The sequence below is a fragment of the Pantoea nemavictus genome (assembly GCF_037479095.1).
In the GTDB taxonomy this organism is placed as follows: Bacteria; Pseudomonadota; Gammaproteobacteria; order Enterobacterales; family Enterobacteriaceae; genus Pantoea; species Pantoea nemavictus.
Genome location: NZ_JBBGZW010000001.1, coordinates 3355529 through 3368780 on the forward strand (window position 1 = coordinate 3355529; position 13252 = coordinate 3368780).

At 51.4% G+C, this 13252-nt stretch carries 13 protein-coding genes; 6 read left to right on the forward strand and 7 right to left on the reverse strand.

What is annotated here, in order from left to right:
- Position 1 precedes the first annotated feature (1 nt).
- The gene (gene nagA / locus WH298_RS15380; RefSeq protein ID WP_180823256.1) at positions 2 to 1150 is read right to left on the reverse strand and encodes an N-acetylglucosamine-6-phosphate deacetylase; all 1149 of its coding nucleotides are present in this window, start codon (positions 1148 to 1150) and stop codon (positions 2 to 4) included.
- A gap of 61 nt (positions 1151 to 1211) precedes the next feature.
- A complete protein-coding gene (nagB, locus tag WH298_RS15385) occupies positions 1212 to 2012 on the reverse strand; it encodes a glucosamine-6-phosphate deaminase (protein WP_007890676.1) in 801 nt (266 codons plus the stop codon).
- Positions 2013 to 2355: 343 nt separating this feature from the next.
- Between nagB and nagE the strand changes: the two genes are divergently transcribed.
- The 3 genes from nagE (at position 2356) to WH298_RS15400 (ending at position 6833) form a co-directional block, all read left to right on the forward strand.
- Positions 2356 to 4383 carry an N-acetylglucosamine-specific PTS transporter subunit IIBC gene (gene nagE / locus WH298_RS15390; RefSeq protein WP_036621574.1) on the forward strand — a complete coding sequence of 676 codons (2028 nt, stop codon included), beginning with the start codon at positions 2356 to 2358 and terminating at the stop codon, positions 4381 to 4383.
- Between the two features lie 152 nt (positions 4384 to 4535).
- Positions 4536 to 6203, forward strand: a complete 1668-nt coding sequence (gene glnS, locus WH298_RS15395; protein ID WP_049850900.1) for a glutamine--tRNA ligase — start codon at positions 4536 to 4538, stop codon at positions 6201 to 6203.
- Between the two features lie 234 nt (positions 6204 to 6437).
- Positions 6438 to 6833: a hypothetical protein gene (locus WH298_RS15400; RefSeq protein WP_180823257.1), complete on the forward strand. Its 396-nt coding sequence runs from the start codon at positions 6438 to 6440 to the stop codon at positions 6831 to 6833.
- A gap of 60 nt (positions 6834 to 6893) precedes the next feature.
- Here WH298_RS15400 and fur read toward each other — a convergent pair whose 3' ends face one another.
- The 4 genes from fur to ybfF form a co-directional block, all read right to left on the reverse strand.
- On the reverse strand, positions 6894 to 7343 hold the full coding sequence (gene fur / locus WH298_RS15405) for a ferric iron uptake transcriptional regulator (protein WP_007890672.1): 450 nt from the start codon (positions 7341 to 7343) through the stop codon (positions 6894 to 6896).
- Between the two features lie 354 nt (positions 7344 to 7697).
- Positions 7698 to 8228 (reverse strand): flavodoxin FldA, encoded by a 531-nt coding sequence (gene fldA / locus WH298_RS15410; protein WP_007890671.1) that lies wholly within the window; start codon positions 8226 to 8228, stop codon positions 7698 to 7700.
- A 137-nt stretch (positions 8229 to 8365) separates the two neighbouring features.
- A complete protein-coding gene (gene ybfE, locus WH298_RS15415; RefSeq protein ID WP_007890670.1) occupies positions 8366 to 8641 on the reverse strand; it encodes a LexA regulated protein in 276 nt (91 codons plus the stop codon).
- Positions 8642 to 8809: 168 nt separating this feature from the next.
- Complete coding sequence (ybfF, locus tag WH298_RS15420; protein ID WP_180823258.1) at positions 8810 to 9574, reverse strand: esterase; 765 nt, start codon at positions 9572 to 9574, stop codon at positions 8810 to 8812.
- Positions 9575 to 9822: 248 nt separating this feature from the next.
- Here ybfF and seqA point away from each other — a divergent pair, with 248 nt between their 5' ends.
- Together seqA and pgm are read left to right on the forward strand one after the other, a co-directional pair.
- Complete coding sequence (gene seqA, locus WH298_RS15425) at positions 9823 to 10362, forward strand: replication initiation negative regulator SeqA (RefSeq protein WP_049850904.1); 540 nt, start codon at positions 9823 to 9825, stop codon at positions 10360 to 10362.
- 24 nt (positions 10363 to 10386) lie between these two features.
- Positions 10387 to 12027 carry a phosphoglucomutase (alpha-D-glucose-1,6-bisphosphate-dependent) gene (gene pgm / locus WH298_RS15430; protein WP_180823259.1) on the forward strand — a complete coding sequence of 547 codons (1641 nt, stop codon included), beginning with the start codon at positions 10387 to 10389 and terminating at the stop codon, positions 12025 to 12027.
- 38 nt (positions 12028 to 12065) lie between these two features.
- Here pgm and kdpE read toward each other — a convergent pair whose 3' ends face one another.
- The gene (gene kdpE, locus WH298_RS15435; protein ID WP_007890666.1) at positions 12066 to 12740 is read right to left on the reverse strand and encodes a two-component system response regulator KdpE; all 675 of its coding nucleotides are present in this window, start codon (positions 12738 to 12740) and stop codon (positions 12066 to 12068) included.
- A gap of 243 nt (positions 12741 to 12983) precedes the next feature.
- Between kdpE and WH298_RS15440 the strand changes: the two genes are divergently transcribed.
- Complete coding sequence (locus WH298_RS15440; protein ID WP_180823260.1) at positions 12984 to 13184, forward strand: YbfA family protein; 201 nt, start codon at positions 12984 to 12986, stop codon at positions 13182 to 13184.
- Positions 13185 to 13252 lie beyond the last annotated feature (68 nt).

The window sequence follows — 13252 nt, forward strand, 5'->3', positions numbered from 1 at the left end:
CTTACTCGCTGAGGACGTTGTCTCCGTTGACTAACGTCTTAGTGATTTGATAATCGCGGGTAAAGACAGTCAGGTTGGCGACTTTTCCTGCTTCAACCGTACCTAACTGTTTCTCCACACCCATTGCCTGCGCCGGATAAAGTGTTGCCATACGCAGCGCTTCATCAAGAGCGATGCCACAGTGTTCAACGCTATTCTGCACCGCTTCAATCATGGTTAATGCAGAACCGCTGAGCGTACCGTTCTCATCAACGCAAAGGCCATCGCGATAGTATATTGTTTTGCCTGCAAAAATGAATTGATCAATCGAAGCGCCAGCTGGTGCTGTGGCATCCGTCACTAACACCAGTTTGTCGCCCTTGATGCATTTTGCATTGCGCACATTAGCGTAATGGACATGTAAACCATCTGCAATGATGCCGCAGTATACATCAGGCGAATCAAACAGCGCACCGATCAGACCTGGCTCACGTCCGGCAAACGTTGGCATTGCATTATAGAGGTGCGTGGCAAAGCTCACACCGGCGCTAAAGCCGATTTTTGCCTCTTCATAGGTCGCATTAGAGTGACCCGCTGAGACGATAATTCCCGCATCACGTAATTGACGAATCACGTCACTGCCGGCGTTTTCAGGGGCCAGCGTGACTTTAGTGATGACATCCGCGTTTGCACAGAGAAAATCCACCAACTCGGCATCCGGCAGACGAATCAATTCAGGATTGTGCGTGCCTTTTTTGGCTTTGTTCAACCACGGACCTTCCAGGTGCAAGCCCAGCGCCTGATTCTGATGCTTAGCCAAATAGGCGCGCATGGTTTCGATTGCGCGTTTCATTAGCGCATCGGTGCTGGTAATCAGCGTTGGCAAATAGCTGGTACAGCCTGATTTTTCATTGGCACGCTGCATAATCTCCAATGTATCCACGCTTAACGCATTGATATCGTCATTGAACTGCACGCCGCCGCAGCCATTCAGCTGCAAATCAATAAAACCAGGAGCGATAAACGCACCAGCCACATCCTGCTGTGCCATTGCCGCGTCCAGGGCATCACGCGGACACACACGCTCAATCAGGCCATCCGTAATCACAACTGCATGATTGTCCAGAATTTCATGACCGGTAAAAATCCGGCCGTTCACTAATGCGTACATCGTTTATCTCTCCCGGCTAAGCCTGCCGCCAACCAGCAGCAGGTTTTTTTACAACGTGTTTTCACACACCTTTCATATTTTCCGCTTCCATTTCGCGGAAATATTTCACGGTTTTCACTTTCAGTTCCATCGTTGCTGGTTCATCACATACCACGACGGATTTTGCATGCAGCTGGAGGCAGCTAATGGTCCACATATGGTTGACGTTACCTTCAACCGCGGCCTGCAGCGCTTGCGCTTTCAAATGACCTGTTACCAGAATCATTACCTCTTCTGCATCCAGCAGCGTACCAACGCCAACGGTCAGCGCGTATTTTGGTACCTGATCCACATCACCGTTAAAGAAGCGAGAGTTTGCGATGCGGGTATCGTGCGTCAGGGTTTTAATGCGGGTACGAGATGAGAGGGATGAAGCCGGTTCATTGAAAGCAATATGACCATCGTTGCCTACGCCGCCCATAAACAGGTTAATTTTGCCGTAAGCGCGGATCTTCTCTTCGTATTGGCGGCATTCTGCGTCAATATCTTCGGCATTACCATTGAGAAGATTGATGTTTTGCTCTTGAATATCAACATGATCGAAAAAATTACGATACATGAAGCTGTGGTAACTTTCTGGATGCTCTTTTGGCAGACCTACATACTCATCCATATTAAAGGTGACCACGTGCTTAAAACTAACCTGGCCCGCTTTGTGCATGTCGATCAGGTGCTTGTAGGCTTCCAGCGGTGTTCCACCGGTTGGTAAACCCAACACAAAAGGACGTTCTGCGCTAGGCTTAAACGCATTAATGCGGTTAACAATGTGGCGTGCAGCCCATTTACCCACTTGGGTCGGTGTGGCCAAAGGGATCAGTCTCATGTCTTCACCTCAATTAAGATTGGAAATGTGGAGTTGCCGTTTCTCTGACAGTATTCTGCCCTTAAGCGTAATGCGTTTAAGCGTAGCCATTAGGGAAAAGTGCGACTCGATATTTTTCATCATAAAATAAGTTTGTGGTGCTGGCTAGCATTTCGCATTATCAAACCATCATTTTGGTGATTAAAGTCACAGTTGGAGTGGTTTTAATTTGCGAGGCGAATTAATTTATCTTTACACTGCGCCTCGTGGTCAAAAGTGTCATCAAGGTACCGGGCGACGGGATAATAAAATCAACTCGCGCTACGGCAAAACGCCAGTCTCATAGGGGGAGAATAAGGTGAGTATTCTAGGATATCTGCAAAAGGTCGGCCGCGCGCTTATGGTGCCGGTAGCGACTTTGCCGGCAGCGGCAATCTTGATGGGTGTTGGATATTGGATCGATCCAGATAGCTGGGGTGCAGGTAATGCACTGGCGGCACTGCTGATCAAATCCGGTTCGGCAATCATCGACAATATGTCCGTGCTGTTTGCCATTGGTGTGGCATACGGTATGTCAAAAGATAAAGACGGTGCAGCAGCATTGACCGGTTTCGTGGGCTTCCTGGTGGTAACCACACTCTGTTCACCGGCAGCGGTAGCGATGATTCAGAAAATGCCGGTGGAGCAAGTTCCTGCCGCCTTCGGCAAAATTAACAACCAGTTTGTCGGTATCCTCGTCGGTATCCTCTCTGCTGAGGTTTACAATCGCTTTAGCCATGTTGAACTGCCAAAAGCGCTGTCATTCTTTAGCGGCCGCCGTCTGGTGCCTATTCTTGTCTCCTTCCTGATGATTGCCGTGGCCTTCGTGCTGATGTATGTCTGGCCGCTCATTTTTGGTGGGCTGGTGAGCTTCGGTGAGCACATTCAGAAGATGGGCTCAGTGGGTGCGGGTGTCTATGCCTTCTTTAACCGCTTGCTGATTCCTGTTGGCCTGCATCATGCGCTGAACTCAGTGTTCTGGTTCGACGTCGCGGGTATCAACGATATTCCTAAATTCCTGGGCGGCGCACAGTCTATCGCGGAAGGTACGGGTATCCCAGGTATCACCGGTCGTTATCAGGCGGGCTTCTTCCCAATCATGATGTTTGGTCTTCCGGGGGCAGCGCTGGCAATTTATCACTGCGCCCGTCCAGAAAACCGCGCCAAAGTCGGCGGTATCATGCTGGCGGCAGCATTTGCGGCCTTCTTTACCGGTATTACCGAACCGCTGGAGTTCTCCTTCATGTTCGTGGCGCCGGTACTGTATGTGATTCACGCTGCACTGACCGGTCTCTCCGTGTTCATCGCCGCGAGCATGCAGTGGATTGCCGGTTTCGGCTTCAGTGCGGGTCTGGTGGATATGGTGCTATCGACGCGCAACCCGCTGGCCGTGCACTGGTGGATGCTGATCCCACAAGGTCTGGTGTTCTTCGTTATCTACTATGCGGTGTTCCGCTTCACCATTCAGAAATTTAACCTGATGACACCGGGTCGTGAACTCTCTGCGGGCGATGAAACCGATGGTTATGATGTGAATGTCGACCATAGCGGTAATGGTGAAAGCCAAACCGAATCTTTGGCGCGCCGTTACATTGCAGCCGTGGGTGGTTCTGAAAACCTCACGACCATCGATGCCTGTATTACCCGACTGCGTCTGAACGTCAAAGACTCTGCACAGGTAAATGAAGGCGTCGCTAAGCGTCTGGGTGCTTCAGGTGTGATTCGCCTGAACAAACAGAGCGTACAGGTTATCGTCGGCACCCAGGCTGAAAGCATTGCTACAGCGATGAAAACGGTACTGAGCAAAGGCCCGGTTGCGGCATCTGCAGCGGCGTCACCTGTAGCACCGGCTCCAGCGGCAAAACCGCAGGCGGTACTGAACAGTGAAAAAGCGGTAATCGCTACGTTACTGGCTCCGGTTACCGGTGAAATTGTTGCGCTGGAAAATGTTCCTGATGAAGCGTTCGCCAGTAAAGCAGTGGGTGATGGTCTGGCAATCAAGCCAACCGGAAAAACCGTTGTCGCGCCAACTGCTGGCACCGTGGTGAAGATCTTCAACACTAACCATGCGTTCTGCCTCGAAGCGGAAAATGGCGTTGAGATTGTGGTGCACATGGGTCTGGATACGGTTGCGCTGGAAGGTAAAGGTTTCACGCGTCTGGTGGAAGAGGGCGCAACGGTAACAGCAGGTCAGCCAATCCTCGAAATGGATCTGGATTATCTCAACGCCAACGCGCGCTCGATGATCAGTCCAGTCGTCGTCAGTAATAGCGATGATTTCGCGGGTCTGAATTTACTGGCAACCGGTTCAGTGGTTGCAGGTCAAACTCCGCTGTACGAGGTTAAAGGCTAAGTCCTTGTGATTGAGCCAGAAGGCAGGAAGCGATTCCTGCCTTTTTTGTTTTAAAACGACCAACAAACGGTTGTTTCCCTCCTGCGCTTTGTGGATCATACTCCGTTACTTCGTGGTACAAATCACCCGTTATAGCTTTTGAGGATTTTGAGATGAGTGAGGCTGAAGCCCGCCCAACGAACTTTATTCGTCAGATCATCGACGAAGATTTGGCGAGCGGTAAGCACAACACTGTGCATACCCGTTTCCCGCCTGAGCCCAATGGTTATCTGCATATTGGCCATGCGAAATCTATCTGCCTGAACTTTGGTATCGCACAAGATTACCAGGGGCAGTGCAACCTGCGTTTCGACGACACCAACCCAGTGAAAGAAGATCTGGAGTTTGTCGAATCCATAAAGCGTGACGTGCAATGGCTGGGCTTTGAGTGGAGCGGCAACATTCGTTACTCCTCAGACTACTTCGACCAACTCTTCAACTATGCCGTTGAGCTGATTAATAAAGGCTTGGCGTATGTTGATGAATTGTCGGCAGATGAGATCCGCGAGTATCGCGGTTCTCTCACAGCACCAGGCAAAAACAGCCCGTATCGCGATCGCAGCGTGGAAGAGAACTTAGCGCTGTTCCAGAAAATGCGCGATGGTGGCTTCGAAGAGGGCAAAGCCTGTTTACGTGCCAAAATCGATATGGCATCCAGCTTTATCGTGATGCGCGATCCCGTGCTGTATCGCATCAAGTTTGCCGATCACCATCAGACTGGCAGCAAGTGGTGCATCTATCCAATGTACGACTTCACTCACTGCATTTCTGATGCGATTGAAGGTATTACGCATTCTCTCTGCACGCTGGAGTTCCAGGATAACCGTCGTCTGTACGATTGGGTGCTGGATAACATCACCATTCCGGTGCACCCGCGTCAGTATGAGTTTTCACGTCTGAATCTGGAATACGCAGTGATGTCCAAGCGTAAACTGACTCAGCTGGTGAGCGAAAAAGTTGTGGAAGGCTGGGACGATCCGCGCATGCTGACCGTTTCCGGTTTGCGTCGTCGTGGTTACAGCTCGGCTTCGATTCGTGAGTTCTGCCGCCGCATTGGCGTTACTAAGCAGGACAATATCGTAGAAATGGCTTCACTGGAGTCGTGCATTCGTGACGATCTCAATGAAAACGCGCCGCGTGCGATGGCCGTGATGGATCCCCTGAAGGTGGTGATTGAAAATCTGCCAGCGGGTCACGAAGAGATCATCACCATGCCAAATCATCCTAACAAACCGGAGATGGGTACGCGTGAAGTGCCATTCAGCCGTGAAGTGTGGATCGATCGCGCTGACTTCCGCGAAGAAGCCAATAAACAATACAAGCGTCTGGTGCTGGGTAAAGAAGTGCGTCTGCGTAATGCTTACGTGATCCGTGCTGAACGTGTAGCGAAGGATGATGAAGGCAATATCACCTGTATCTACTGTACTTGCGATGTTGATACGCTGAGCAAAGATCCTGCTGATGGGCGTAAAGTGAAAGGCGTTATCCATTGGGTTTCTGCAATTCACGCGTTGCCGGCGGAATTCCGCCTGTATGATCGTCTGTTTAGTGTGCCAAATCCGGGCGCGGCTGAGGATTTCCTCACCACCATTAACCCGAACTCACTCGAAACTAAACAGGGCTTCGTTGAGCCTGGTCTGCGCGAGGCCGATTCAATGGCACCGTATCAGTTCGAACGTGAAGGCTACTTCTGTGCTGATAGCGTTTATTCGCAGCCGTCAAAATTGGTGTTTAACCGCACCGTTGGATTGCGCGATACCTGGGCGAAAATCGGCGATTAATTATTTTGTCGCTAACACGATAAGATCATGAAAGGGCGAGCAATCGCCCTTTTTTATTGCCTCTATTTGGCCACCTGCAATCTTTTATGCTGCCTTCCTGTTGATGCGATTAATTCCTCATTTACGACTATTCTGACTTTAGCAAAATTAAACCATTTGCCAGTGTGAAAAACTTTTTTTCAGGTAGGCTATGCGCACTCAAACGTTGCTCCGCGGGTTATCAAAGGATAAAAAATGACAAGTCTTGCCCTGGAAGCCAAGCACAGTGTGGTTGTATTACATCAGCTTATCGAACGTATTTTCAATCAGGTTGAAGGCAGTGATGACAGCATTGATCTGTTTTTATCGCACTTTCATCCCGAATTTAAAATGGTGACACCGCAAGGTAAACAGTTGGATCTTAATGAGATGGAAACGCTGTTTCGCCAATTGAATGGGCAACGCGAAGGCATGCGTATTGCGACCAGTGAGCACGCCATTATCTCGCAGCAAAGCGAAGAGGTGACGATTCAATATCGTGAATTACAAATGATGAATGGCATCAATCAGAGCCGCATTTCACTGGCGGTTCTCGATTGCAGCACCAGCATTCCGCGCTGGCGTTACCTGCAAGAAACCATCGTTGCCTGATTTCAGGTATAAAAAAACCGGCTCAAGCGCCGGTTTTTTTATACTGCATAGCACACTCAATTACTTATCGTGGAGCGTGTCGTCTTCGCGGCAGTCTCCCAGAGCACAGTGACCGTACAAGTACAGGCTGTGGTTACTGAGTTTGATACCATGGCGAGTGGCAATTTCACGCTGACGCGTTTCAATTGATTCATCGCTAAATTCGATAACCTTGCCGCAATCGAGGCAAATCAGGTGATCGTGGTGATGTTGCTGGGTCAGTTCAAAGACAGATTTACCGCCTTCAAAATTATGACGGGTAACGATGCCCGCGTCGTCAAACTGGTTAAGAACGCGATATACCGTTGCCAGACCAATCTCTTCGCCCATATCGATCAGGCGCTTATACAAATCCTCCGCACTGACGTGATGGGACTCGGGTCCGGGTCCCTGAAGCACTTCCAGAATTTTCAGTCTGGGGAGCGTGACTTTCAGGCCAGCCTTCTTCAATGCGGAGTTGTTGTCAGTCATGCGGATATTGTCCTGTTACTTTGCTAGTCACTTGCGGCGCAGGGGCCTTGAATGTTTAGGTCAACGCGCATTCTCATTTGCGTCTCATTATAGAACTCAAGCAGTGAAATGAAAACCAAGGCAACGTCCTTAATCACCAAAAGCAGTAAGGATAATGTCACTAACGCCTTCAAGACGCTTGGGTTTTGGATTCCATTTCACTCAGCCTCATTCTAATGCCAGAGGAATAAGCGGATGACCATTGCGGGTATTCTACAGATTTGCGGGGAAAAGTTAAAAAACCGTAGCTATTATTTTTATAGGAAATTCCGTTGCCCGATGTGAACTTGCGCGCACATCGGGCAGAGCAGGGGATTACGCTTCAATAATCTCTTTCAGCTGCAGTTCATCGAAGATCTGCTTCACCCAGGTTTCAACGCGCTCATTGGTCAGTTCGGGTTGACGGTCTTCGTCAATCGCCAGACCGAGGAAGTGTTTATCATCGGCCAAACCTTTAGATGCTTCAAAATGGTAGCCTTCGGTTGGCCAGTGGCCGACGATGACTGCACCATTCGGCTCAATGATGTCGCGGATGGTGCCCATCGCGTCGCAGAAGTATTCGGCGTAATCTTCCTGATCGCCACAACCAAACAGCGCTACCAGCTTGCCATTGAAATCAATCTCTTCCAGCGTCGGGAAGAAATCATCCCAGTCACACTGCGCTTCACCATAATACCAGGTTGGAATGCCCAGCAGCAGGATATCGAACGCATCGAGATCTTCTTTGGTGCTCTTAGCAATGTCATGCACTTCGGCGACATCTTTACCCAGTTGTTTCTGGATCATTTTTGCAATGTTTTCAGTGTTGCCGGTATCGCTGCCGAAGAAAATGCCTACGATTGCCATGGGTTAGGTAACCTCTTAGATCCTGATTGTGAAAGTAAGTCAGTTGACTGCACAGTAATGCGAATAATAGCAGACCGGTAAAAAGTGCGGAACTTGTAAAGCCGTGACTTTGTGTTCCAGCGTGCGGTCTTCGCGCGTTACGACAGTTTGAGCTGTGCCAGCAGCATTTGTTCAATCAATTCGCTGCGACTGATGTTTTGCTGGTCGGCCAGCGTGCTGAGCGCGTCAACCGCCTCGCTGGACATCTTCAGCTCGACACGACGCAGCCCACGCACTTTATCGCGCTTGAGCTGATTACGTTTGTTGATGCGTAATTGTTCATCACGCGTCAGCGGGCTGGTTTTCGGGCGACCAGGACGCCGCTCGTCTGCAAAGAGATCAAGCGTAGTGCGGTCTGTCTGTTCTTTTGCCATGGTTTGTAAAACTGAGTGGGCGCGAACGGCGGAAAGGCGCTGCGCGATTAAAACATTATCGGCCCGACCACGGTGAAAAAATCATCCGTGGCAAATTTTTAGCGCGACATGATACTCCAGCGCCTTCCTTGACGCCAACCCTAAAGCGCACGCGGCAAGCTTTTGCTTTTACAGGTTAAAAAATCGACGCACCGCGCGTAGCACCGCCTCAGGTTTCTCTGCATGCACCCAATGTCCGGCCCCGCTAATCACATGCGCGTGTGCCTGTGGGAATTGACGCAATAGCGCATCGCGATGCTGATTATCCAGATAGGGCGAGTCGCCACCACGAATAAACAGCGCAGGGTGCGGCCATGCAGGCACCTCTTCCCAGCCGGAAATGGTGGTGTAATTCTCCCACAGCACCGGCACATTAAAGCGCCATTCACCTTCGGCAAACGACTTGAGGATGAACTGAATCACGCCATCCTCATTAATGTGCTGACGCATCACCTCAGCCGCTTCACTGCGGCGCGTCACGCCAGCAGCGCTAACGGCACGGATAGCGGCAAAGATTTCGTCATGGCGGCGAGTTTGATAATCAACCGGCGCGATATCGATCATCACCATTTTTTCTATGCGTTCTGGCGCTATGGCACTGAGCGCCATAGCGATTTTGCCGCCCATTGAGTGGCCGATTACGCTAGCGCGTTCAATGTTGTGCGCATCCAACGTTTCGACCATGTCCTGCGCCATGGCGTGATAATTCATCACCTCACTGCGTGCAGACAGGCCGTGGTTACGCACATCAACCTGCAATGTTGGGCGTGCATCACGCACCCCGCGCGCTAATACGCCGAGGTTATCAAGGCTGCCAAAAAGACCATGGATTAACAGAATGGGTGTGGCATCAGAGGCTGATTGTTCAGTTTGCAGACGGGCGTTCAAAATCATGGCTAAAGTTCTTACGGTTGTGACCTTGGCTTAGGTTATCATGGATTCACCTGTCCAGCAGTCAGGCCGGCGGGCATTAGGGCATATTCCGACTTTTGCCCGGAAACGTTGCCAACGCTATCGGCTGCCACGGATTTAACTTTATAATCCTTATGTTAGAACCCGCTCACGTTTTGCACGACTGGATTTTGCTAAGGCCGTTGCAATAATGCGTGGTTCTGTCATTTGCCAGAATCGTACGGAAAAAGATGAAAACGATTGAAGTTGACGAAGAACTCTACCGTTATATTGCCAGCCACACGCAGCACATTGGTGAAAGCGCCTCAGATATTTTGCGCCGCATGTTGAAGTTCACCGCCGGCCAGAGCGCAGCTGCTGCGCCCGCCGCGGGTGCGTCAGTGAAAGAAGCACCTTCAGCGAGTCGCGAAGCGCGTCCTCAGGATCGTGTGCGCGCGGTACGTGAGCTGCTGCTTTCCGACGAATATGCCGAGCAGAATAAGGCGGTAAACCGCTTCATGCTGGTACTGTCAACGCTCTATCGTCTTGATCCGGCTGCGTTTGCTGAAGCTACGGCTTCGCTGCAGGGCCGTACCCGCGTCTACTTTGCGGGCGACGAGCACACGCTGCTGCAAAATGGCACCCATACTAAGCCGAAGCATGTTCCCGGCACGCCGTACTGGGTGATCACGAATACCAATACAGGTCGCAAATGCAGCATGGTGGAACACATCATGCTGGCTATGCAGTTCCCTCAGGAACTGACAGAGAAAGTTCGCGGCACCATTTAACTGAAGCGTCAGGGAGAAGCGCCAATGGCCAATCACCCCCGTGCCGGGCAGCCTGCCCAGCAGAGCGATTTGATTAACGTTGCACAATTAACCTCGCAGTATTACGTCCTGAAGCCCGATGTGGCGAATCCGGATCATGCGGTGAAATTTGGCACTTCAGGCCATCGCGGTAGCGCGGGACGCCAAAGCTTCAACGAACAGCACATTTTAGCGATCGCGCAGGCGATTGCTGAAGAGCGCAAAAAGAACGGCATCACCGGACCGTGCTACGTGGGTAAAGACACGCACGCACTGTCTGAGCCGGCGATCTTGTCGGTGCTGGAAGTGCTGGCCGCTAACGGCGTGGACGTGATTGTACAGCAGGACAATGGTTACACGCCGACGCCTGCCATCTCTAATGCCATTCTTGAGCACAACAAACGCGGCGGCGCGCAGGCGGACGGTATCGTTATCACGCCTTCGCACAACCCACCGGAAGATGGCGGTATCAAATACAATCCGCCAAACGGTGGACCGGCGGATACCAACGTCACCAAAGTGGTGGAAGATCGTGCTAACCAGCTGATCAAAGGCGAGCTGAAGGACGTTAAGCGTCTGCCGCTGGATCAGGCTTGGGCAAGCGGCCATATCGTTGAGCAGGACCTGATCCAGCCGTACGTTGAAGGTTTGGCGCAGGTAATCGATTTCTCGGCCATCCAGAAAGCGGGCCTGAAAATTGGCGTCGATCCATTAGGCGGCTCGGGTATTGCTTACTGGCAGCGCATTGCTGAGCACTACAAGCTTGATCTGACCATCGTTAACGATGCTATCGATCAGACTTTCCGCTTCATGCATCTGGATAAAGATGGCGTGGTGCGTATGGACTGCTCGTCCGAATGCGCGATGGCGGGTTTGCTGGCGTACAAAGACAAATTCGATTTGGCCTTTGGTAACGATCCTGATTACGATCGCCATGGCATCGTCACGCCAGCCGGTCTGATGAATCCGAACCACTATCTGGCGGTGGCAATCAACTACCTGTTCCAGCATCGTCCGCAGTGGGGCAAAGAGGTGGCTGTCGGTAAAACGCTGGTTTCCAGCGCGATGATCGACCGCGTAGTTAACGACATTGGCCGTAAGCTGGTGGAAGTGCCGGTTGGTTTCAAATGGTTCGTTGATGGCCTGTTCGATGGCAGCTTCGGTTTCGGCGGCGAAGAGAGCGCGGGCGCATCGTTCCTGCGTTTCGATGGCTCAGCCTGGTCAACCGATAAAGACGGTATCATTCTGTGCCTGCTGGCCGCAGAAATCACCGCGGTAACCGGCAAGAACCCGCAGCAGCATTATGACGAGCTGGCCGCGCGCTTTGGAGCGCCTAGCTACAATCGTCTGCAGGCACCGGCAACTTCAGCACAGAAAGCGGCACTGTCTAAACTGTCTCCAGAAATGGTGAGCGCGGATACGCTGGCGGGTGATCCAATCACCGCACGCTTGACTGCTGCACCGGGTAACGGTGCATCAATCGGTGGTCTGAAAGTGATGACGGAAAACGGCTGGTTTGCCGCTCGTCCATCGGGCACGGAAGACGCCTACAAAATCTACTGTGAAAGCTTCCTCGGCGCTGAACACCGTCAGCAGATCGAGAAAGAAGCGGTTGAGATTGTTAGCGAAGTACTGAAAAACGCCTGATTGGCAGTGAAGAGAAAAGGCCGCTAAGCGGCCTTTTTTTATGGCATAAAACGGTAGCCGATACCGGTTTCGGTCAGCAAATGGCTGGGCTGGGTGGGATTCGCTTCCAGCTTTTGCCGTAAATGGCCCATGTAGATGCGCAAATAGTGGCTGTGCTCCACCGCATTCGGTCCCCAAACCTGGTTGAGCAACTGACGTTGCGTCAGCACCTTTCCGGCATTATTCAATAGCAAGCTGAGCAGACGGAACTCGGTTGGCGTCAGATGCACTTCCTGTTCACTGCGCAGCACACGGCGTGCCGCCAAATCGACACTCACTTCACCAAATTTCACAATCGGTTCTGGCTGGCTGCTTTGATGCCGCCGCAGCGCCACGCGTACGCGCGCCAGCAACTCACCGATGCCAAAGGGCTTAGTGAGATAATCATCTGCACCTGCATCCAGCGCATCGATCTTATCCTGCTCGTCGCTGCGCGCCGACAGCACAATCACCGGCATACTGCTCCACTGGCGCACTTCACGAATAAAGTCATTACCATCGCCATCGGGCAAGCCAAGATCGAGGATCACCAGATCGGGCTTACGCGTTGCCGCCTCAATCAGACCCCGCTGTAGCTGTTCCGCTTCCACAATCTTTAAACCTTCGCTCTCCAGCGCCAGGCGCACGAAACGGCGAATCTCTTTTTCATCTTCCACAATCAAGATGGTCGTCACGCTGCCTCCAGCGGCAAAAAGTTAACGCATCACTTTAGCAATAAAGCAGCTCCGCGTCCGTCATATAGTTTTTAACTTGCTGCGATCTTATCGATCACAATTCTGTAACTAAATTTCATCTCCAGCAAAATGGTGCAAAAAAACAGCAAATAAAGTGGTCGGATGAGTAGTAAATTACACAATTCCGGGTAATATCTGAACCAGATCACATTTCAACGCAATGTTCACCACAAGGGGGCCAAGATGGATCGAGCATATCCACTGTATAAAATCGTACTGCGCCGTGTGCTGGTGCTATCAATCGGTTTGCTGGCGCTGCCAGTGATGTTATTCCGTCAGGATCGCGCGCGTTTTTATAGCTACTTGCATCGCATCTGGTGCAAAACCAGCACCAAACCGGTATGGCTGGCGCAGTCGGAAGCGGCTGCTGGCATCTACTGGTAAACGAATTCTACGCATCATCCACCCGGCGCTTGCCGGGTTTTTTATGGCAAATTTTCCCCTCAAACCCG